The 21,924-nt window shown below is 58.6% G+C and carries 20 protein-coding genes and 1 other RNA gene; 2 read left to right on the top strand and 19 right to left on the bottom strand.

All coding sequences use genetic code 11. The features are described from left to right. Positions 1–26: 26 nt before the first annotated feature. The 3 genes from typA to ACLBWT_RS02180 form a co-directional block, all read right to left on the bottom strand. The gene (typA, locus tag ACLBWT_RS02170; protein ID WP_447661446.1) at positions 27–1,865 is read right to left on the bottom strand and encodes a translational GTPase TypA; all 1,839 of its coding nucleotides are present in this window, start codon (positions 1,863–1,865) and stop codon (positions 27–29) included. A gap of 51 nt (positions 1,866–1,916) precedes the next feature. After that, on the bottom strand, positions 1,917–2,399 hold the full coding sequence (locus ACLBWT_RS02175; RefSeq protein ID WP_021877501.1) for a hypothetical protein: 483 nt from the start codon (positions 2,397–2,399) through the stop codon (positions 1,917–1,919). Between the two features lie 159 nt (positions 2,400–2,558). Beyond that, positions 2,559–3,233 (bottom strand): TerC family protein, encoded by a 675-nt coding sequence (locus ACLBWT_RS02180; protein WP_447661447.1) that lies wholly within the window; start codon positions 3,231–3,233, stop codon positions 2,559–2,561. Positions 3,234–3,417: 184 nt separating this feature from the next. Here ACLBWT_RS02180 and ACLBWT_RS02185 point away from each other — a divergent pair, with 184 nt between their 5' ends. Next, positions 3,418–4,110 carry a TerC family protein gene (locus ACLBWT_RS02185; protein ID WP_447661448.1) on the top strand — a complete coding sequence of 231 codons (693 nt, stop codon included), beginning with the start codon at positions 3,418–3,420 and terminating at the stop codon, positions 4,108–4,110. A 57-nt stretch (positions 4,111–4,167) separates the two neighbouring features. Here ACLBWT_RS02185 and thiI read toward each other — a convergent pair whose 3' ends face one another. The 6 genes from thiI to ACLBWT_RS02215 all read right to left on the bottom strand — a co-directional run bounded on the left by thiI (position 4,168) and on the right by ACLBWT_RS02215 (position 8,771). Beyond that, complete coding sequence (gene thiI / locus ACLBWT_RS02190; RefSeq protein ID WP_447661449.1) at positions 4,168–5,403, bottom strand: tRNA uracil 4-sulfurtransferase ThiI; 1,236 nt, start codon at positions 5,401–5,403, stop codon at positions 4,168–4,170. Continuing rightward, a complete protein-coding gene (locus ACLBWT_RS02195) occupies positions 5,404–6,585 on the bottom strand; it encodes a cysteine desulfurase family protein (RefSeq protein ID WP_447661450.1) in 1,182 nt (393 codons plus the stop codon). It lies immediately after the preceding gene. 147 nt (positions 6,586–6,732) lie between these two features. Continuing rightward, entirely contained in the window at positions 6,733–7,449 is a 717-nt protein-coding gene (locus ACLBWT_RS02200; protein WP_447661451.1) for a lytic transglycosylase domain-containing protein, read from the bottom strand. Positions 7,450–7,608: 159 nt separating this feature from the next. Next, positions 7,609–7,995 (bottom strand): hypothetical protein, encoded by a 387-nt coding sequence (locus tag ACLBWT_RS02205; protein WP_447661452.1) that lies wholly within the window; start codon positions 7,993–7,995, stop codon positions 7,609–7,611. A gap of 5 nt (positions 7,996–8,000) precedes the next feature. Then, the gene (locus ACLBWT_RS02210) at positions 8,001–8,216 is read right to left on the bottom strand and encodes a DUF1540 domain-containing protein (protein WP_447661453.1); all 216 of its coding nucleotides are present in this window, start codon (positions 8,214–8,216) and stop codon (positions 8,001–8,003) included. A gap of 54 nt (positions 8,217–8,270) precedes the next feature. Then, positions 8,271–8,771, bottom strand: coding sequence for a YpuI family protein (locus ACLBWT_RS02215; protein ID WP_021877509.1), 501 nt, complete (start codon positions 8,769–8,771; stop codon positions 8,271–8,273). A 212-nt stretch (positions 8,772–8,983) separates the two neighbouring features. Here ACLBWT_RS02215 and ACLBWT_RS02220 point away from each other — a divergent pair, with 212 nt between their 5' ends. Beyond that, positions 8,984–10,903, top strand: a complete 1,920-nt coding sequence (locus ACLBWT_RS02220) for a S8 family peptidase (RefSeq protein ID WP_447661454.1) — start codon at positions 8,984–8,986, stop codon at positions 10,901–10,903. Positions 10,904–11,023: 120 nt separating this feature from the next. Here ACLBWT_RS02220 and rnpB read toward each other — a convergent pair. From rnpB to glyQ, 10 genes are all read right to left on the bottom strand, one after another. Beyond that, an RNA gene (gene rnpB / locus ACLBWT_RS02225) (RNase P RNA component class A) lies at positions 11,024–11,431 on the bottom strand. 35 nt (positions 11,432–11,466) lie between these two features. Next, positions 11,467–12,588 carry a Nif3-like dinuclear metal center hexameric protein gene (locus ACLBWT_RS02230; protein ID WP_447661455.1) on the bottom strand — a complete coding sequence of 374 codons (1,122 nt, stop codon included), beginning with the start codon at positions 12,586–12,588 and terminating at the stop codon, positions 11,467–11,469. After that, complete coding sequence (locus tag ACLBWT_RS02235) at positions 12,555–13,340, bottom strand: tRNA (adenine(22)-N(1))-methyltransferase (RefSeq protein WP_447661456.1); 786 nt, start codon at positions 13,338–13,340, stop codon at positions 12,555–12,557. Before ACLBWT_RS02235 ends, ACLBWT_RS02230 begins: the two co-directional genes overlap by 34 nt. A 1-nt stretch (position 13,341) precedes the next feature. Continuing rightward, positions 13,342–14,187, bottom strand: a complete 846-nt coding sequence (locus ACLBWT_RS02240; RefSeq protein ID WP_447661457.1) for a hypothetical protein — start codon at positions 14,185–14,187, stop codon at positions 13,342–13,344. Positions 14,188–14,375: 188 nt separating this feature from the next. After that, positions 14,376–15,503, bottom strand: a complete 1,128-nt coding sequence (gene rpoD / locus ACLBWT_RS02245; protein WP_447661458.1) for an RNA polymerase sigma factor RpoD — start codon at positions 15,501–15,503, stop codon at positions 14,376–14,378. 19 nt (positions 15,504–15,522) lie between these two features. After that, positions 15,523–17,370 carry a DNA primase gene (gene dnaG, locus ACLBWT_RS02250; RefSeq protein WP_447661459.1) on the bottom strand — a complete coding sequence of 616 codons (1,848 nt, stop codon included), beginning with the start codon at positions 17,368–17,370 and terminating at the stop codon, positions 15,523–15,525. Between the two features lie 41 nt (positions 17,371–17,411). Further along, positions 17,412–17,885, bottom strand: coding sequence for a YaiI/YqxD family protein (locus ACLBWT_RS02255; RefSeq protein ID WP_447661678.1), 474 nt, complete (start codon positions 17,883–17,885; stop codon positions 17,412–17,414). A 64-nt stretch (positions 17,886–17,949) separates the two neighbouring features. Further along, positions 17,950–18,771 (bottom strand): pyruvate, water dikinase regulatory protein, encoded by an 822-nt coding sequence (locus ACLBWT_RS02260; protein WP_447661460.1) that lies wholly within the window; start codon positions 18,769–18,771, stop codon positions 17,950–17,952. A gap of 69 nt (positions 18,772–18,840) precedes the next feature. Continuing rightward, positions 18,841–20,928: a glycine--tRNA ligase subunit beta gene (gene glyS / locus ACLBWT_RS02265; RefSeq protein WP_447661461.1), complete on the bottom strand. Its 2,088-nt coding sequence runs from the start codon at positions 20,926–20,928 to the stop codon at positions 18,841–18,843. After that, the gene (glyQ, locus tag ACLBWT_RS02270; RefSeq protein ID WP_049869661.1) at positions 20,921–21,808 is read right to left on the bottom strand and encodes a glycine--tRNA ligase subunit alpha; all 888 of its coding nucleotides are present in this window, start codon (positions 21,806–21,808) and stop codon (positions 20,921–20,923) included. Before glyQ ends, glyS begins: the two co-directional genes overlap by 8 nt. Between the last annotated feature and the right edge of the window lie 116 nt (positions 21,809–21,924).

Consider the following 21,924-nt stretch of genomic DNA (forward strand, 5'->3'; position numbering starts at 1 on the left):
TGATTCAGGCAAGCCGCTTGAATCGATTATACGCTTGCTGAAGTTTTGCGCTGCTTCTCGGCACGCTCGCGCTCGCTCTTGTTCAGGAGCTTCTTGCGCATCCGAATGGATTTAGGCGTGATTTCGCAATATTCGTCGTCATTGAGATACTCCAGCGCAGCTTCGAGGCTGTACGTGCGCGGCGTTTTGAGCCGGACCGTATCGTCCTTCGTCGCGGAGCGGATGTTCGTCAGCTGTTTTTCCTTGCAGATGTTGACGACGATGTCCTGATCGCGGTTATGCTCGCCGACGATCATGCCTTCGTAGATCTCGGTGCCCGGCTCCAGGAACAGGATGCCGCGGTCTTCTACGCCCATCATGCCGTAGAAGGTCGATACGCCGTTCTCGGTTGCGACCAGAACGCCTTGGTGGCGTCCGCCGACTCCGGAGCCGGCGATCGGACCGTAGCTGTCGAACGCATGGTTCATGATGCCGTAACCGCGCGTCAGCGTCAGGAAGTGGGTCCGGTAGCCGATCAGGCCGCGTGCCGGAATGATGAATTCCAGGCGGACCTGGCCGTTGCCGTTGTTGACCATGTTGACCATTTCCGCTTTGCGCGTTCCAAGGCTCTCCATGACGGCTCCCATGCTTTCTTCCGGAACGTCGATGAGCAGGCGCTCGTACGGCTCGGATTTCACGCCGTCGATTTCCTTGACGATGACCTCAGGCTTGGATACCTGCAGCTCGTATCCTTCGCGGCGCATGTTCTCGATCAGGATGCCGAGGTGAAGCTCGCCCCGACCCGATACGATGAATACGTCCGGGCTGTCCGTATCTTCGACGCGCAGCGCGACGTCGGTCTCGAGCTCTTTGTAGAGGCGCTCGCGAAGCTTGCGGGAAGTGACCCACTTGCCTTCGCGTCCGGCGAACGGGCTGTTGTTGACGAGGAACGTCATCTGCAGCGTCGGCTCGTCGATCTCCAGCACCGGCAGGGCTTCAGGCTTCGCTGGATCCGCGATCGTCTCGCCGATGTTGATGTCCTTGATGCCTGCGATGGCGACGATGTCGCCGCCGGCCGCTTCTTCGACCTCGACGCGCTTCAGTCCCTGGAAGCCGAACAGCTTCTCGATCCGGGCTTGCTTGATTCCGCCCTCGCGAGTCATGACGGCTACCGTCTGGCCTTGGCGGATGACGCCGCGGTTGACGCGGCCGATCGCGATGCGGCCCATGTATTCGTTATAGTCAAGCAGCGTAACGAGGAATTGCAGCGGATCCGTGACGCTCTCGGTCGGATGCGGGATATGCTGGACGATCGTTTCGTACATGGCTTCCATGTTCTCGTCCTGCTTCTCCAGGCTCATGCTGGACGTGCCCATGAGAGCGGAAGCGTACACGACCGGGAATTCAAGCTGCTGGTCATTGGCGCCAAGCTCGATGAAGAGGTCGAGAACCTCGTCCACGACAGCCTCGGGAGTCGCGTTCGGACGGTCGATCTTGTTCAGGACGACGATCGGGGTCAGGTTATGCTCGAGGGCTTTGCGCAGAACGAACTTTGTCTGCGGCATGCAGCCTTCGAAAGCGTCCACGACGAGCAGAACGCCGTCGACCATCTTCATGATGCGCTCCACTTCGCCGCCGAAGTCGGCGTGCCCGGGAGTGTCGACGATGTTGATCAGGTAGTTCTTATAGTTGATCGCGGTGTTTTTCGCCAGAATCGTAATGCCGCGCTCACGCTCCAGATCGTTGGAGTCCATCGCCCTTTCATGGACGACTTCGTGGTCGCGGAACGTTCCGGACTGTTGCAGCAGCTTGTCGACAAGCGTCGTTTTGCCGTGGTCGACGTGCGCGATAATGGCGATATTGCGAATGTTCTCTCTTGCTTGCATAACTTCTAATCCACTCCATCTCTTTGTGTTCAAAAATAGACGACATCCAGCTTACCAGCGGACACGCTTGCTCATCATCATCCAGCCGCCGACAGCGACAAGCACGATGGCGATGAGGTAAATACCCCAGCTCCAAAGCAGTACGAAAGCCATGCAGGCCGCCCATACGATGCCCAGGATCAAGGCGATCGAATAGGCGCTTTTTGGGTGGGAGGAGTCGAACATGTAGTATTCATACAGTCCGACGGCCAGTCCAAGAATGAAGAAAGGCCACAGAAATTTCATGTACCCCCATCCGAACCAGTTGCTAAACAGGAACACCAGTGCATATACGGACAACATACCGCCCGGAACCAGCGCTGCCGCAGGAATCAGTCGGCCAAAGTAGAGCACATGCAGCAGAACGCCCGGAATCAGCACGAAGAGCGGCCAAAAAACCGAACCGATAAAGCTGAAAACTCCCAATCTGCCCAGAAGAATGAAAATCCCTGCCAGCAGGATAACAATTCCGGCGGAATATTGATTGCGAATCAATTTCTATCCCCCCGTTTCCCATAACACCTGCCGAAGCAACGGCAGAAGACGACAGCTCATATCTTTCTTATTCTATAGGAAGTGCAATCAAAATACCAGCAGGAACAAACAGGGAAATGAAATAAACCCGAAGCGGGCTTCGCCGCAGGCGGCGGAAAGTCATGGCCGGGTTTTTTTCATCGTAGCGATGCCGAGCACGATGACGAGCGGAATGAACAGCACCGGTATAGCCGCATGGGCGAGCGGAATCCGTTCGAACACGGCGTGCAGGCCAGGGTCGGAAACAAGCATTTCGCCTGCTGCGTATCCGAGCAGGCCGGAGCCGGCGTAGACAAGCGACGGGTAGCGGGCCAGAAGTTTGCCCAGCGCATGGCTGCCCCAGATGATCATCGGTATGCTGAGGACGATTCCGAGCATCATAAGTACGGGTTCGCCGTCCGCCACGGCGGCAACGGCAAGCACATTGTCGAGGCTCATGATGAAGTCAGCCGTGACGATCGTCCATACGGCGCTGGCCAAGGTCGCGGCGACAGCCTGCCTCGCTCCGGAAGTGCCGGGACGCCTTCCCGCTTCGGCGTCATGCAGCAGCTTGACGGCGATCCATACCAGCAGCACGGAGCCTGCGGCCTGCAGGTAAGGGAGCTGCAGCAGAGAGATGGCGGCGAGCGTCAGCAGGCATCTCAGCCCGACCGCGGCGAAGGATCCCCACCTGACGGCGCGCTTGCGCTGCTGCGAGGGCAGCTGGCGGCTGGCCATCGCAATGACGACGGCATTGTCCCCGCTGAGCAGAATGTTGATCATGATGATTTGCAGAAAGATCCATAGATTGTCCACCCGTACATCCCCTTTCTATTTCAGAGGTATGTCCAAGCTTGCGGAAATATGCAGGCAGCCGTCCTTCATCCCGCTTGCGTGCCAGCCGGTTGCTAAAAAAAAATGAATCCATTGTCCGAACGTCCCCGTATAAGGGTAGGTACTTTATGAGGTTTAACGAAGAGAACTTGAAGGAGGAGCTTGTATGGAATGGTTAGGGCCTCTGCTGACCATCATTTTCATCGATCTTATGCTTGCCGGAGACAACGCGATCGTCATCGCCCTCGCAGCCCGCAACCTGCCCAAGGAACAGCAGAAAAAAGCGGTCATCTGGGGAACGTTCGGCGCGATCGCCATCCGCATGGTCGCGACGGTGCTCGTCGTTTATCTCCTTGATGTTCCGTGGCTCCATCTTGCGGGCGGTCTCCTGCTGATCTGGATTGCTTATAAGCTGCTGGTGCAAGAGGACAGCAGCCATGACAATATCAAGGCGGGCGGCACGCTCGGCGCCGCGATCGGAACGATCGTCATCGCGGACGCGGCCATGGGCATCGACAACGTGCTCGCCGTTGCAGGCGCTTCGCATGGCAACATCTGGCTCGTCATCATCGGCCTTCTTATCAGCATCCCGATTGTCGTATGGGGCAGCACGGTGTTCATCAAGCTGATCGAGAAGCTCCCCTGGATTCTGTACGTCGGCGCAGCCGTTCTCGGTTATACGGCCGCGCATATGATTGCCGGAGAGCCGAAGGTCGCCCACCTGTTCGACGGCCGTCCGATGCCGGAATGGGTGTTCATCCTCCTGGTCATCGCGCTCATCCTTGGAGCAGGCATGCTGACCAACTGGATGCGGAAGAACAAAGTGAATTCGCAGCAAAAAGAAAGGGAGACCCATTAGAGTCTCCCGGAGCCTGCCGGGGATATCCCGGCGGGCTTTTTTTTATTGAGGCCGATCCTAGAACCAATCCCGTTCCTCGGATTCCTGCACGACCGCAGATTTACGCTTGATGATTTCGCCGCGGTTCAGGACGATCGTCTCCGTGTTCTCCGCAGCGAGCCGCACCATGTCCCTCAGACCGTCGATCGACTGCTCGGTGCGCTCCACCACGCGCAGATTGGGATTCGTGCTCGGGGATTTTGGTACGAACAGCGTGCAGCAGTCCTCGAACGGCAGGATGGAGGTCTCATAAGTGCCGATCTGTACGGCCTTGTCGATGATCTCCTGCTTGTCCATCATGACGAGCGGCCTCAGCAGCGGCAGCGATAGCGAGCGGCCGATGACGTTCATGCTTCCGAGCGTCTGGCTCGCCACCTGCCCGAGACTGTCGCCGGTAACGACGGCTCCCGCTCCATGCTTCTCTGCCAGCAGCTCCGCGATGGCGAGCATCGAGCGCCTCATGAGCGTAATGGTCAAATGCTCCTGGCCCGTCTGCGTGAACCGGGTCTGGATATCCGTGAACGAAACGAGATGGAGCTTCAGCGGCTTGCCGGCGTACACCGACAGTCGGCGCGCCAGCTCGATGACCTTGTCGGTCGACTGCTCGCTCGTGAACGGATAGCTGTGGAAGTGCACCGCCTCCAGCTCCAGCCCTTTGCGCATGGCGGACCAAGCGGCGACCGGGCTGTCTATGCCCCCCGACAGCAGCAGCATCGCTTTCCCGTTCGACCCGTACGGAAATCCTCCTGCGCCAGGTTCGCTCGCGCAATAAAGGTAAGTTCCTTCCGGCTGGATGTCGACTCGCAGCTCCGTCTCGGGACGATGCACGTCCACGGCAAGGCCGGGGTAAGCGCGCAAAATGGCTGAGCCTACGATATGGTTCATGTCATAGGATGGATGCGGAAAGCCTTTCCACCCTCTTTTGGTGGACACCTTGAAGGTCGCAGGCTCCTTCGGCAGCGATTTCCATACATCCAGCGCCGTCTCCCGAATCGCGTCGGCATCCGATTCCGTCCTCTTCACCGGACTGAAGGAATGGATGCCGAACACCTTGCTCAGACCGGCTGCGGCTTCTTCGTACGAAGCCCCGTTCAGCTTGATATAGATTCGTCCGTACGTTTTGTTGAACTCAAGTCCGGGCATGTGCCGAAGCGCTCCTTGAACATGCCGCAGCAGCTGCTGCTCGAACCTTCCCCGATTGCGGCCCTTCAGCGTAATTTCGCCGAACCGGACGGTTATGAAGTCATAGATCATTTATCTCCCATTCCTTTCAAGGGGCTTCAGGCGGCGGACGGCTTCAGCCAGGGCATCTGCCAGCCGGTCGATATCCTCCGGCCCATGCTCGTCCCCGAAGCTCACTCTGATTCCAGATGCCGCCCTTTGCCTCGGATAGCCCATCGCCAGCAGCACGCCGCTCGGCTTGTCGTCCTTGGAGGAGCAGGCTGATTTGGTCGAGACGAGCATCCCCGCCTCCTCCAGCGCATGGACGAGCACTTCAGGCTTCATGCCGACATAAGAGAAGTTGAGCACATGGGGCGCCTGATAGGGCGAATCCGGTGCGGAATCCCCGTTCACCTCAAGCTCCGGCAGCAGAGCGAGACGTTCCAATAAACGGCTTCTCAGCCCGCCCAGCTTGCGCGCGCGCTCTTCCCTGGATTCCATGGACAGCCGGACCGCCTTGGCGGAAGCAACGATGCCCGGCACGTTCTGCGTTCCCGGCCGGAAGCCGCTCTCCTGCTCCCCCCCTCCAAGCAGCGGCTCCAGCCTCACGCCTCCGCGGACGTATAGGAATCCGGCGCCCTTCGGACCGCGAAGCTTATGGGCCGAACCGCTGAACAGATCGATTCCCCATTCTCTCAATCGTACGGACAGCTTGCCGATGCTCTGGACGCCGTCGACATGGAAAAGGGTATCGGGATAACCCCGCAGCAAGCTCCCCGCTTCCGCGATCGGCTGCACGGCTCCCGTCTCGTTGTTGACCTGCATCAGGCTGACCAGAATCGTGCCCGGCTTCATCGCATCGCGGAGCTGCTCGATGCCGATCCGGCCTATGGAATCCACGGGCAGATAAGTGACCTCGAAGCCTTCGCGCTCCAGCTGGCGGAACGCCTCCAGCACCGAAGCATGCTCCGTGACGGAGGTGATCAGATGGCTGCCTTTGGACCGGTTCGCTCTCGCCGCTCCCTTGATGGCCAGCTGGTTGCTCTCCGTGCCTCCGGAAGTGAAGATCCAGTCGTCCGCTTCCACCTCGAACAGCTTGCCGAGCAGCTCTCTCGCCTGACGGATCAGGCGGTCCGCATCCACGCCTGCGCGATGCAGCGAGGATGGATTGCCGTAATGGCGCTGCATGACCTCTGCCAGCGTCCGGACGACATCCGGATGAGGGGGTGTCGAAGCGCAATGGTCGAAGTAAAGCCAAGTCTTTTCCGGGTTCATTTAGTCCAAGACTCCTTTTGGCAAAAAAAATAAAAAAACCGCCTGGCCGGCTGTCCCGATTCGGATCGGGACAGCTTCGGAGCAGCGGTCATGGTACATGTCCGATGTTGAACAGGCACCCACTATCGTATCGCAAAATAGGTAGCGTTACAAGCGGAGGGAGCTTTCCTTATCCAGTACTTTGGCCACATAACGCTGGGTTTCGGCCGGCAAGTTGGAGAACAGGGCGCTCAAGGACGATTCATCCGAAATGCCGAGGCGGTCAAGCTTTCCGGGTCCTGCGTTGTAGGCTGCGAGCGCGGTTGCCGCGCTGCCGTCGTATTTGCGCAGCAGATACGACAGGTATTTCGTGCCGCCGTCGATATTTTGGGCAGGGTCGAACGAATCGGTCACGCCAAGTCCGCTTGCCGTCCCGTCCATCAGCTGCATGAGCCCTTTGGCCCCGGCGGACGATTCGGCGCTCGGGTTGAAGGAGGATTCCGCTCCGATCACCGCTTTGATCAACGATTCGGATACTCCGTAGCGGGCGGCGGCAGATTGGATCATGCTGTCATAAGGTGCTGCGGAGCCGTCCGCCGTTGCTCCTGAAACAGCAGTGCTCATGTAGTCCAATCCTCCAGGCAAGCCCGTCTGCAGCGGCTGCAGCGAAGCCGGAATGCCATAGCCGTAGGAATCGTCTTCTTCCTCGCCAGCCCATGCGCTCTGGCCCGATGCCGCAAGCTGGGACAGCAGCTGGTCGAACGAGGTTTGTCCGGCTGCCGAAGTTCCGGAGGCGGTAGAAGCGGAAGAACCGGTGAGCTGGCTCAGGCTCGGCGACAGCTGCAGTTTGAGAAGAGTCGTGAGGATGCGGGGATCGATGGACATAATGTCATTCCTCTCTTGCCAATGTCATGGTATGTATATCGGTTTATCGCCAGTCAAAATGAATGCCTGATAAACAGATTAAGCTGCTCGGCGCCGACGGTCACGTCTCAGGCGCTGTCGAGTCGAAAAAACCCGTCCTTGGAAAAGGACGGGCTGCGGTCAACTCAGCATCAAATATAAGGGCAGTAAAATCAAATAAACGGCGGCGGCCAACCCGCCCATCGCCATAGCGATGCCGCCAAGCATGCGGCTGCCTTGGAAAAAGGCGAAATAACCGAATACGGCAGCCGTGATTCCCATGAATGCCGGCCAGATCAGCCAGGAAAGCACGGCGAATACGAGGGCGGTCCAGCCGAGCGAGCGGCCAGCCGAAACAACTTCATGCTTCAGCGATTCGATGCGCCTTTGGCTGCTGGATTCGGAATGCGGGGCCGGCGCGATCTCGGCAGCCGTCTCCACATCGCCGAACTGCTCTCGCGAGCGGGCGATCCAATCCTCATGCCGCTTCTTCCGTATTCCGTGACGGCGCCTCGATGGATCGGACATAGCCGTCAGCCTTCCTTCGGCTTGAACGTATGACAGCAGGTGACGGAGGATTCCTTGGCTGAATCCTGGTGGTTGACGCCAAGATCCTCATCGGCGAATTCGGCGGACAAATCCGCATGGGCATGCTGGTCGATCTCGATGTTGATGGCATCGGCGCCACACTGGTTGCCTTGTCCCCAAAACGCACAGTTCGATACGCTGCAAGCTACGCCTTTTGGCATAGTCGATCACCTCCGCTACAAAGAATTCCCGCGGCGGGCTCGACGTATGCTTTCCTATTTCTGACCTTGCATCCTGCGCTGGGTCATGTAGTCATTTTCGTAATAGGCAAGGTCGTCGCGCAGCTCTTCGTAAATCTTGGATACGCCGAGCACGATGTCGCGCGCCGCGCGCACGGGCTTGTGGCGGAAGCGGATCGCATCCTGCCCCGTATAGGCATATCTTCCATCCTCGGAATAACCTTCGTTCTTCGGATAGAAGAACGCGTTCACGCTATGATGGTAAACCTCATACAGCAATCTCTCCGCATAGTCATTGTCAAAGGTCGGGCGGCGCAGCGTGACGCCAAGCTTCTCGTAAGCCACTTCGGAATAGACCAGAAGATGGCGCAGATCCGACAGCAGCCCTTTGTAGAAGGTCTGCTCCTCGCCGCCTGCATCCGGCGCCTCCAGCTGCGGGAGTGCATGCTGGTTCAGGAATGGCTCCAGCAAGGATACGGCTTCTTTGAGCTTGCCGCGCGTGGATTCGCTTAACGCTTTGACGTTGGCAGATGGCATTGTGATGTTCCCCTTTCATCGATCCAGCAAGACTTTGATGGTCACGTTTATCCTATCACAGAACAGCGGCGATTTGTAGGTTTTTGGGACATGTTCCTGCATCGTCCTGCATCCGCAGCGGTAGCCGAAGCGCATAATTCCGGGCTTCCTTCCCAACTCTAAAGGAGTACGCTGGACCAGTTACTTATGCTTGCGGGAGGTTTTCTGAAGCTATGCGAAAAAAATGGATCGGCGCCTTCGCGGCGCTCGCTTTCCTGGCTATTTTGATTCCGATCAGCCCGTTGTTCGTATCTCCCGGCGGCAAGCATCATGAGCAGCAGCAAGCCAAAACAAGAGCCCTTTCGGCCCGGGAAGAACATCTTCTCAAGGAGGCGGATGTCAAGCACGATATGGACGCCACCTCGCAGCTGTGCGCCTCTCAATGCTCCAAGGACATCGGCAAGCTGTTCTCGCTTGCGGACCGTCCGTCCGCCGATAAAGAGCGCGGCATGAAAAAGCTGATCGCCATGCATCCACAGATGCTGCGGTTGGAGTGGCTGCAGAAAGGCAAAGCATCCATCTCCGCAGGCAGCATGCCCAAGGTCGCCGAAGCCAAGCTGCAAACTCCGATCCAGGCGGCAAAAAGAGGAGTCGAAGCCGGAAGCCGGTACCAGTCCCCTGTCGTCGAAGCGGAAGGGGAGCGCTACATGGTTCTTGGCATTCCGGCATACGGCGGCGGAGAAGGAGTGCTAGGAATCATCCGGCAGGATATCGTCGGCCAAGTGCAGAGGCATCAAATGCGCAATCTTCGGCTCGTGCCGTATCCTGCCGAAGGCCATTACAGGGTTGAATCGGTCCATGCGGGAACCGGTCGTGAAATGACCGTCCGCACGGGCGAGGATAATGGCGTGTCCAGCCATTATCATGTGCAGGAAGTCGTCGTCCGGTTCCGCGGCAATCCCGGACCTCGAGAGCTGGCGCGCATCCGGCGCGATATCGGCGCTGTGTCCGAAAACCAGATGAACAGCACGTATATTTTCCGATCCCGCAGCATGGACGCCATGAAGATGATGGGCTATTTCCGCAAGAAATGGAATCCCGTCTACGTGGAGCCCCATTACCTGTATATAACCAACGACCGTCCCCTGGGAAATCAAGCCGGCAGCGGCGCGAGGGCTTTGGTCGACGAGACGGCGGCCCAGCCGATCATTCCCAACGACAGGCTGTACTCCGACTATCAATGGAATCTCCCGTCCATTGAAGCCGAGCTCGGCTGGAACCTGTCCAAAGGCAGCGATGCAGTGAAAGTCGCCGTGCTGGATACCGGTGTACAAGCCGACCATCCCGACTTGACCGGCAAGCTGGAGCCGGGTACCAACATCGTGACCAGCGGATCGAAGCCCGACGACGATGTCGGCCATGGCACCCATGTCACCGGCATCATCGCCGCCACCGTCAACAACGGTGAAGGCGTAGCCGGTCTGACGTGGTACAACAAGATCATGCCGGTCAAGGTGCTGGACAGCAGCGGAGCGGGCTCCACGTATTCCGTTGCCCAAGGCCTCATCTGGGCGACGGACCATGGCGCCAAGGTCATCAATATGAGCCTGGGCAACTATGCATCCGCCGAGTTCCTGCATGACGCGATCAAATATGCCTATGACCGGGACGTCGTTCTCATCGCAGCCAGCGGCAACGACAATACGGACCGGCCAGGTTATCCGGCCGCCTACCCGGAAGTATTCGCAGTCGCCTCGACCGACTCCAAGGGCCAGAAGTCGTCGTTCTCCAATTATGGAGACTACATCGATGCGGCAGCTCCGGGAGACAGCATCGCGAGCACATACCCCGGCAGCCAGTATGCCGCCTTGTCGGGGACATCGATGGCGAGCCCGCATGTGACTGCTCTGGCAGCCCTGATCCGCTCGCGCAATCCCGACCTGACCAACGTCCAGGTGATGGATATCATGCGCCGTACCGCGATTGATCTCGGCGCCCAGGGCAAGGATCCTTTTTTCGGCTACGGCCAGATCGACATCGACAAGGCGTTGCGGGAAGCGGGCCAGACCGCTCAGCCGCTGCAGTCATTCCCTGAACAGGTAAAAGGCCGGCTGCAGCGAATTACGGACATATTCAAAAACGACGCCAGATAGAAACGCAAGAAGGAGCTCCCGGCAGGGAGCTCCTTCTTTGTGCTTGCCTTCATGTACCGGCCGTTCGCAGGCGAAGGCCGTTTATGCTGGGATTAGTTTTTAATGGAATGGGAATTCGTTGCGGAAAGCCTGCCGTAAGCCGGGTTCTGTGCTCTTCGTGGTCCAGACGGGAACGACCCTCCCACTGCAAGCGACAATCATCTATCTAGGCCTGCCATTGCTGGCAGGCTCAAGCGACCAACCCGAACGCTCCCCGGGCAAGGGTTGCAGCACGAGGCTGCCGCGTTCTCTTAGGTCTTGCTCCGGATGGGGTTTACCAGCCGCGTTGTCGCCAACGCCGCTCGTGGTCTCTTACACCACGGTTCCACCCTTGCCTGATCCGCGCCGCAAGCGGCGGGCCATCGGCGGTCCATTTCTGTGGCACTATCCTTCGGCTCGCGCCGACTGGACGTTATCCAGCATCCTGCCCTGCGGAGCCCGGACTTTCCTCTCGCGGCACAAGCCGCCAGCGATTGTCTGTCAGACTTTCCAAACCCTTAGCTAGTATACCTGCTGCAGCCTCATCAAGCAAGCCGGAAAGGCTCGGTATTTATGGCTGAGGCCGCCACTTCCGTGCTGTACTTGGATGCGGCCAGCCGCTCTCGCAGCCAGTCGGCAGTTTTGGCCTTCATGATCTTTTCGGCATTATGGCCCGGATCGATCAGCGTCATGCCCGCCGCCAGCGCATCATGGGCCGAGTGGTAGTCGATATCTCCGGTAATGAGCACCTGCGCGCCGGCGAACTGCGCGGCCCGCCAGTATTTGGCTCCGGAGCCGCCCAGAACGGCTGCCTTGCGGATCGTCTCGGAGAAATCGCCGGTGACCCGCACGAACGGAACGTCGAAGGCCGCTTTGACTCTTTCGGCCATGCCTGCGAGTGTGATGGGCTCTTCCAGCTTGCCGGAACGGCCGAGCCCGCGGACAACGCCTTCCTGCTGGAGCAGCGTGATGTCAAAGGCGACTTCTTCGTACGGATGAGCGCTCTGCATCGCTTTGACAGAACGCTTCAGCAGGCTTTCCGGCACGATGGTCTCCAGCCTGATCTCGTCGACCGTTTCAAGGCGGCCTGTGGAACCGATGAAGGGATCCGTGCCCGCCCCGGGACGGAAGGTTCCCCTTCCCTCCACGCTGAAGCTGCACTGGTCGTACGCGCCGATCGAGCCCGCGCCTGCTTCCCACAACGCTCCGCGCACAGCCTCGTGATGGGAACCCGGGACGTATACCGACAGCTTGAACAGCTTGTCCTCATGCACCTTCTCGAGGCTGACCCTTCCTTCCGGCTTGATGCCGACCGCATCCGCCATCCAGTCGTTCATGCCGCCGTCGGCCGTGTCGAGATTCGTATGGGAAATGTATACGGCGATATCATGCTTGATCAGACGCTCATAGAGCGAGCCTGCCGGAGACGAAGTGTCGATCTTGGCCAGCGGCCTGAAAATGATCGCGTGATGGGCGATGATCAGATCGGCACCCGTGGCGATCGCTTCCTCCACCACGGCTTCCGTGACGTCAAGCGCGACAAGCACTTTCCGGATCTCCTTCTGCAGCGTGCCTAGCTGCAGTCCGACCCGGTCATTTTCCACCGCATATTTCTTGGGAGCCAGCTGCTCCATCAATCCCGTGACGATATGTCCGTTCGCGAACATGACAGCACCTCCTCGATCATCCGGCACTCGCGCCTGAAGCTTTCGGCACGGGCTGCCGCTTCATCCGTTCCGGATTTTTGCAGTTCTCCGACGATCCGTTCCAATTTCTTCAGCTCGGAGCGCCATTTGAGGGCGAAGGCTTCGGTTTCGTTTCTGCCGCGAAGAAGCCAAGGGCCCATTTTCAGCCGCAAATCCGACTCCTCTTCGATCGATAGCCCTTCAAGCGTCGTACCCGAACGATACAGCTGGTCATTCAGCCTGGCATGCTCGGGGTCCCGGACCGCATGGAGAACTTCATAGAACTTGCCGTCTTCCTCCAAAACCATCTCGTCCTGCAAATACCAGCCCTGCTCCCGCAGCCATTGCCGAACAAGCTCCTCGCCTACATTCGGCTGCAGCACGAGCTCGCGGACGCCCTCCAGCTTGCCGGCAGCAGCCCCCTCGTCGAGAATCGTCCGGATCAAGCCTCCGCCCATGCCGGCAACCGTGACCGTGTCGGCTTCTCCAGGCTGGAGCACCTCCAGGCCATTGCCCCGGCGGGCCTGAATCGATGATGTCAAGCCGGCGGCTGCGATCCCTCGGCGAGCTGCTTCCAGAGGTCCTTCGTTAAGCTCTCCGGCAATGCCGGACGGACTGGTGCCGCTCTGCACGAGATAAACGGGCAGCAGCGCATGATCCGATCCGATATCCGCGATTCGCGATCCTTTGGACACAAACCCCGCTATGGCGGAAAGTCGTTTGGAAATCAACATATCAGGCAACCCACGCTATCCAATGTTTTCGCAGAAGGAAAAGAGCCCCTCCGCCTATGACCAGTTTACCAACAAACAGCGTCTGGAGCCAAACTCCCGAACCGGAATTCGCAAGGAAAGCGATTTCCGGCATAAGGACAAGAAGCGTCGAGAAGCCGAGCAGCACCGCGCAATCGCGCTTGCTCCACCGCTGAGCGAACCATCCCGACCAGGAGAACAGGCCGGCAAGCGGCAGCCAGTACAGCTGGGCTTGAAGCAGCGAATAAGAGTGCGAATGGTTACGGAGCAGCAAGGAGTAGACGATGGCAAGGCAAGCCCAGCCGCTGAAATGCAGCAGCGGAATGCGCGCGGCAATGCCGTAGGCGATCCAGAACGCAGCGCAAAGTCCGAGCACGAGAGCTTTCCACCCCCACGCATCCAGCTCGTGCAGGTGCAGCAGATACAGCGACGAGCCGGCCAATGACAGCATGGCGAGCCCGATCCAGCTCAGCCCGACCGTTTCGTTGCGCGGTCTCAGGATCGTCCCCGCCGTAAGCATGCCCCCCGTCATCAACAGGCAGAGAGCTATTTGCAATGCCGGATGAAAAGAGCTAAAATGAAGAACAATCAAACAGAAAAAGGAAAAGATAACAAAAATAGATATCCATTTCCAGGCCGAAAAACTTCCGGCACGGCCAGCTGCCGGTTCATTCGAAAAATCGGGTTGCGCTTCCTTCCCGGTGACATACAGATTGAGCAGGAAGTCGCAATAATGGTCGGGAAGCAGCTTCCCTTTTCTCCACTGCTGGATTTCCTGCACGATGATGCGGCGTCGGTCAGCTTCCATATTCGGCTCCTTTTCACGCAAAGGCTCAGGCCGGCGAGGCAAGTGTGCCGCAGCCGGAACGGTATACCGTAGTCATCGACAACAAGCTTCGGATGTTGAAGGGACTTCGGTCCCCGATGACCATGGTCCCACAGGAATTTGCACCCTGAACAGACTCCATGACCAAAAAAAGACCCCCTGCCGAGGGCAGAAGGTCATTCCTTGACGGCCTACTCCAGAAAATCCTTGAGCCGCTTGCTGCGGCTAGGATGGCGAAGCTTGCGAAGTGCCTTGGCTTCGATCTGGCGGATCCTCTCGCGCGTGACTCCGAATACCTTGCCCACTTCCTCGAGCGTCCTTGTCCTGCCGTCATCGAGGCCGAAGCGCAGGCGGAGGACATTCTCCTCCCGCTCCGTCAGCGTATCCAGCACATCCTCAAGCTGCTCCTTCAGCAGCTCGTAAGCAGCGGCATCGGCCGGCGCGAGGGCTTCCTGATCCTCGATGAAATCCCCCAGATGCGAGTCATCCTCTTCCCCGATCGGCGTTTCCAGCGATACAGGCTCCTGAGCAATCTTCATGATCTCGCGGACCTTGTCCGTGCTGAGATCCATCTCGGCGGCAATTTCCTCCGGCGTAGGTTCGCGTCCCAGTTCCTGCAGCAGCTGACGCGAGACGCGGATCAGCTTGTTGATCGTCTCCACCATGTGGACAGGAATACGGATGGTCCGGGCTTGGTCGGCGATGGCGCGGGTAATCGCCTGACGAATCCACCATGTCGCGTACGTGCTGAACTTGAAGCCTTTTTGGTGATCGAATTTCTCGACAGCCTTGATGAGGCCCATGTTGCCCTCCTGGATAAGATCCAGGAACAGCATGCCGCGGCCGACATAACGCTTCGCGATGCTGACGACGAGGCGAAGATTGGCTTCCGCAAGACGGCGCTTCGCTTCTTCATCGCCTTTCTCGATACGCTTGGCCAGCTCGATCTCGTCATCGGCCAGCAGAAGCGGGACGCGGCCGATCTCCTTGAGATACATGCGCACAGGATCGTTGATCTTGATGCCCGGCGGCAGCGAAAGATCGTCGTCGAAGTTGAAATCGTCGCTTTCGCGTTCCTGATCTTCGCTGCCCATTGGGGTGCGGCCGTCCTCGGTCTCGTTGGTCACTTCGATGCCGAGATCGTCCAGCTGCTCGAAAAATTCGTCGATCTGCTCCGGCTCCTGGTCGAACGGAGCAAGCTTGTCGATAATTTCTTTATAGGACAGGGAAGAACGCTTTTTGCCCTGTTCAATGAGCTGATCTTTCACCAGCTCCATTTTTTGTTCGTTGTCCAGCTCAGTATGTTGGTCATTCGCCATATTCCCGACTCCCTCCTCCCTAGAAATGTCCATCCTGCCGTTTCATTAGCTGTCTTTCTAGGGCGATAATCTCACTTTGGATCTTGGCCGCCTTCAGCACGTCGCCGCTCCGCTCCGCCCGCAGGGCTTCTTCTCTCCTGAGCTCGATTTCCCTCAGCTGCGGCACCTTCAGAATCTCATGAATGTAGGCCGAAAGCAGATGCTCGTCAAAAGGAGATGAATCCTCGTGCATCAGAATGGAAGCCGCTGCCCTCTCCAGGCGGTCATCCTGCAGCGAAGCGATGAACCGGCTTGCATCCGGCTCATGCCCTTGTGCGTAATAGGCGTATAAATAAGCAGCAAGCGCCGCGTGATCCTCTACGTTGAATGCATCTCCGAGCCGATCGTAAATGCTCCGTGCGACTTCAGCATCCCGTATCATCACGCCGAGCAGCCTGCGTTCCGCGCGTTGGTAAGCGGGCAGCAGAGCAGGCGCGGCAGGCGCACGCCTCGTTTCATTCCTACCATTATTCCACGAATTGTCGTTCTTATCCCTGTCCGGCCTGGATTTCTGGCGTTCGCTGAACAGCCTGTGGCAATCCTGCTTCAACGATTCCAGGGAAATTTCGAATTCTCGCGACAATTCCTTCAGATACACTTCCTGTTCCGTTCGGGAATCCAGTTCCGCTACAATGCCAACGGCTTCCATGACATAATTTTTGCGGCCCTCTTCTCCTATGAGTGTATGACTCCTGCGTGAATATAGTAGTTTAAATTTCGTGACCGACACGGGATTGTCCATCGTCTCCCGCATGAATGTCTCCGCACCGAAACGAGTGATGCATTCGTCCGGATCCATGCCCTTGGGCAGCATGGCGACGAGCACGCGAAGCCCGGCCTTCTCCAGGATCGGGATGTTCTTCATGACGGCGGCTTGGCCGGCGTCGTCTCCGTCATAACAGAGAATGATCTCTTCCAAATCCCTTGAAAGCCTTGTCGCCTGCTCGTCGGTCAGAGCGGTTCCCATCGTAGCCACGCCGTTTTTGACTCCGGCGCTCCATGCCTTGATGACGTCCATATACCCCTCGAACAGCACTCCGGAACGCTTTTTGCGCATGACCGGCCGCGCAGCATGCAGGTTGTACAGCAGCTTGCTTTTGCCGAACAGCCTCGTCTCGGGAGAGTTCAAGTATTTGGGCTGGGAGTTGTCCATGATTCGTCCGCCGAAGCCGCATACTTTGCCGTCCCGATTGCGGATCGGGAACATGACCCGTCCTCGGAAACGGTCGACGTGGCCGCTTCCGTCAGATTTGGCCGAAAGCAGTCCCGCTCGTTCCAGCAGCTCGGGCTCGTAGCCCCTCGATGTCAGAAATCTGGAGAGCGTGTCCCAACTTTCAGGCGCAAAACCGATGGAGAATTCGTCGATCAGCTTGCTGTTCAGCCCCCTTGAAAGCAGATAAGCGCGAGCTTCCTGGCCCTGGGCGGAATTGTTGAGCAGATAATGGTAAAACTTGGCGGCAAGCTCATGCGCCTCATAATGGCGCTCGAGCTCGGGGTCACGAGGCGAAGAGCTATCGTCGGACGCGTCCCATGTAATGGGCATCCCCGCCTCTTTCGCCAAATGGCGGACGGCTTCAGGGAAAGTGTAGCCCTCGATCTCTTCAATGAACCGGATGACGTTGCCGCCTTTGCCGCAGCCGTAGCAGTGAAAAATCTGCAGCTCCGGCGTGACCGTGAAGGAGGGAGTCCGTTCGGAATGGAACGGGCACAGCCCCTTCATGTATTTGCCGTTCTTGGTTAGATGAACGTACTTCCCTACCGTGTCCACAATTTCATGATGCCGGCGCACTTCATCGATGACGCTGTCCGGTATCTTGCCATATGCCACTCGTTCATCACCTTCGTCTTAATAACACGTAATACTATTCGCTAGACCCTATCGTTTTCCTGCCTGTGCTCCAAAACTTTTGTCAGCTTTTGTTGAAAGCAAATTCGGTCTTCCGACGTCATGGCCTTAGGCCCTTTGGTCCTTCCGCCGCTGCGGCGGATCACGCTTTGCTCATGCCGGCGGGCCATCAGGAAGTCGATGTTCCCGTCCGTGTAGCTCTGGCCGCGAAATCCGATCACTTCGGCTCCCTTGGCCAGCGCGATGGCAGCGAGTCCAAAGTCTCCGGTAATGACGATATCTCCGCGGCGGATCCGGTTCAGGATATAAAGATCGGCGGACTGGCTGCTCCGGTCCACATGGACCACTTCCGTGCCGGGCTCCCTTTCCAAGCGATGGTCATAGGACGAGACAAGCACCACCGGCACGGATGCGGCGGCTGCCGTATCGATTATTTCCCGCTTGACCGGACAAGCATCGGCGTCGACAACGATCACAAACGGCTCGCTCAATAGGATCCTCCCGTCAACCCGTCATGCCATCGCAACTTATGCTTCCCTGGATATGCTCCTTGATGAGGCTTCAGCTGCTCCGGATATGCTCCATGATGAGGCTTGCCGTTTCTTCGACCGCCCTGTGCGACACGTCGATGACAAAACAGCCGATCCGGTCCATGATCTCCTTGGCGTAGAGAAGCTCCCGCTCGATGCGCTGCGCCGTCGCATAGGAGGCGCTGTCGGGCAGGCCGAGCGCCTTGAGCCGCTCCTTGCGGATGACGTTGAGATAATGGACGTCGATCGTAAGGCCGACAATCCGCTCCTTGGGAACCGTGAACAGCTCGTCCGGCGGCTTCAGTTCCGGCACCAGCGGGACGTTGGCGACTTTGTATTTCTTGTGGGCGAGATACATGGACAACGGAGTTTTCGACGTCCGCGATACGCCTACAAGAACAATATCGGCTTTTTTGACGCCGGTTGTATCCCTCGCGTCATCATATTTGACCGCGAATTCAACCGCTTCGACCTTGCGGAAGTAATCCTCGTCAAGCACATGGTTGAGGCCGGGCTCCTGCCTGGACGGCATTCCAGTCTTCTTCTCGAGGCTGGCGACCAGCGGGCCGAGCAGATCGATCGTCTCGACTCCGCTTGTAGCTCCCAGACGGGTCATCGCTTCCCGCAAATGGGGAAGGACGAGCGTATACAGAATGATCGCTCCGTTGCCCCTGGCAAGCTCGACCACCTTGGCCAGCGACTGCTCGTCCGCCACGAACGGAGCCCGCCGGATCTGGGGCACGATAGGATGGAACTGGGCCGCTGCGGCACGGACGACGAGCTCGCCCGTATCCCCGGCGGAATCGGATACGACATATACGATCACATCGCGAATCTGAGCCGGCTGATTCATGCCGATCATACCCCCTATCCAAATATAATCCGCCTTAAGGGGTACGCCTTAAGGCGGGCCGAGAAAATGTCAGGACCAGACCAGCTTGGAGAAGTCTGCGTAGGCCGCCGCATCGCGGGCGATCTGCGACAGGAGCGCCAAGCGGTTGCGGCGGACGGCTGCGTCCTCGGCCATGACCATGACGCTGTCGAAGAACGCCGTAATCGGGCCGCGCAGTTCCGACAGACGGGCCAGAGCGCCATGGGCGTCGCCAGCTTCCATGGAAGCCGCGAACCGGGCGTGAACGCCGTTGGCATGCTCGAACAGGCTGCGCTCGGCTTCCGCTTCCAGCAAGGAAGCGTCGACCGCTGCTCCCTCCTCCGCTTTGGCAGCAAGATTGGCGGTACGCGTCAAGGCGTCCACGACGCTCTTGAATTCGTCCTTGTCCGGTCCGGTCGCCAGCGCGATCAGCGCTCCCGCGCGGCTGACGGCCATATTGAGATCGTCAAATCCGGCAGCCAGCGCCGCATCGATCACATCGTAGCGATTGCCTTGTTCCGTAAGCACGTTCTTTAGGCGCAAGGCGAAGAAATCGTAAAGCTCTTTACGGATCTCGTCCCCGTTCCGTTTCAAGCCCCGTTCGGCATGAACATCAAGGGCGAAGCCGAACAGCTCGCCGAGGCCGACCGCCATCCGATGGCTCAGGACGATCTGGACGATGCCGGCCGCCTGGCGGCGCAGGGCGTAAGGATCCTGGGATCCTGTCGGAATGATTCCGATCGAGAAGCAGCCGACGATCGTGTCGATCTTGTCCGCCAGGCTGACGATCGCTCCCGCCAGGGAAGCCGGAGCCTGGTCGCCGGAGAAGCGGGGCTGATAATGCTCGTTGACAGCCCGGGCCACTTCTTCGCGCTCGCCGGCTTTGCGGGCGTAGTCTTCGCCCATGATGCCCTGCAGCTCGGGGAATTCATACACCATCTGCGTCACGAGATCGAACTTGCAGATCTCGGCCGCGCGTACGGCATCGCCGGCGGCCTGCGGATCCGCCTTCAGAGCTTCGGCGATGCTTCCGGACAGCTTGACGATCCGGCGGACCTTGTCCGCCACCGTGCCGAGCTCCTCATGATAGACGACATTCTCCAGCTTGCCGAGAGCTTCGGCGATCGGAAGCTTCTGGTCTTCGTCATAGAAGAACTTCGCGTCGGACAAGCGGGCGCGGAGCACCTTCTCGTTGCCTTTGGCGACATTCACGAGCGAGACGGAATCCCCGTTGCGCACCGTCACGAAGTACGGCAGCAGCTTGCCGCTGCCGTCCAGCACCGGGAAGTACCGCTGATGCTCCCGCATCGAAGTGATCAGAACCTCCTGCGGAATTTCCAGGAAGGCGGAGTCGAACGTTCCGAACAGCACGGTCGGCGTTTCGACGAGGAACAGCACTTCCTCCAGCAGATCGTCCTTGATGGAGATCGTCCAGCCTTTCTCCGCGGCAAGCGCCTCGATCTGCTCCACGATCAGCTTCTCGCGCTCCACGATGTCGGCGATGACATGCTGGGAGCGGAGAGCGTCGATATAGCGGGATGGCTCTTCCACTGCCGTCTCGCCTCCGAGGAAGCGATGTCCGCGCGTCACGTTGCCGCTGCGGACGCCGGCGATTTCCAGAGGGATCACATCGGTTCCCAGCAGCGCGATCAGCCATTTGATCGGACGCACGAACTTCAGGTCGCAGCTGCCCCAGCGCATGTTCTTGGGGAAGGTCATCGCGGCCAAAATACCGGCGAGACCTTCCGGCAGCACCGAAGCGGTGTCGGTGCCGATGCTGCTTTTGCTGGCATACACGTATTCCACTCCGGCAAGCTCCTTGAAGAACAGAGCCTCGGGCTCCACGCCCTGGCTGCGGGCGAAGCCGACGGCCGCCTTGCTCCAGTTGCCCTCGGCATCCTGGGCGATTTTGCGGGAAGGCCCTTTCACGTCCTCATGCACGTCGGCCTGCTTTTCCTCCACGCCTTCCACAAGCACGGCTAGACGCCGCGGAGTCGCGTAGGCGCGGATGTCTCCATGGCCGATTCGGGAATCGTCCAGCCATTTGGCCGTCCGGTCCTTCAGCTGGTTCACGGCTGCGCGCACGAAGCGGGCAGGCACTTCCTCAAGACCGATCTCGAACAGCAGATCCTTAGCCATTCTGCTCAGCTCCTTTCTTCAGCAAAGGGAAGCCGAGGCGTTCCCGCTCCTCCAGGTAAGTGGCCGCGCAGGTGCGGGCGAGGTTGCGGACACGCGTAATATAGCCCGTCCGTTCCGTAACGCTGATCGCGCCTCTCGCATCCAGCAGGTTGAACGCATGGGAGCATTTCAGCACATAATCGTAAGCCGGGAACACGAGGTTCTGCTCCATGGCGCGGCGGGCTTCGCCTTCGTACATGGAGAACAGCTGGAACAGCATCGCCGAATCGCTGACTTCGAACGTATATTTGGAATGCTCGTATTCAGGCTGCAGGAAGACATCGCCATAGGAGACTCCTTCTACCCATTCGAGGTCGAAAACATTTTCCTTCTCCTGGATATAGGACGCCAGTCGTTCCAGCCCGTACGTGATCTCGCCGGATACCGGGCTTGTCTCGATGCCGCCGACCTGCTGGAAATAGGTGAACTGCGTAATCTCCATGCCGTTCAGCCATACTTCCCAGCCAAGGCCCGCGCAGCCCAGAGACGGGTTTTCCCAGTTGTCCTCGACAAAGCGGATGTCGTGATGCAGCGGATCGATGCCCAGACGCTTGAGGCTCTCCAGATAAAGCTCCTGGATATTGTCCGGCGACGGCTTGAGAATGACCTGGAACTGATGATGCTGATACAGCCGATTCGGATTTTCGCCGTAACGGCCGTCAGCAGGACGCCGGGATGGCTCCACGTAGGCTACGTTCCACGGCTCCGGGCCGATGGAGCGCAGGAAAGTCATCGGATTCATCGTTCCGGCGCCCTTCTCCACGTCGTATGGCTGGACCAGAATGCAGTTCTGTTCCGCCCAGAATTGCTGCAGCGTAAGAATCATGCCTTGAAAATTCATCATATGCACTCTCCTTCAAGTGGGATGGAATCCCGGATAAAAGGATCCGGGGATGCCGTCAGATGGAAGGGAGAGGGGCTGTATTTGCACGCAAAAAACCCTCGCCTCCTACGTCT

This window comes from Paenibacillus sp. D51F (assembly GCF_053345695.1).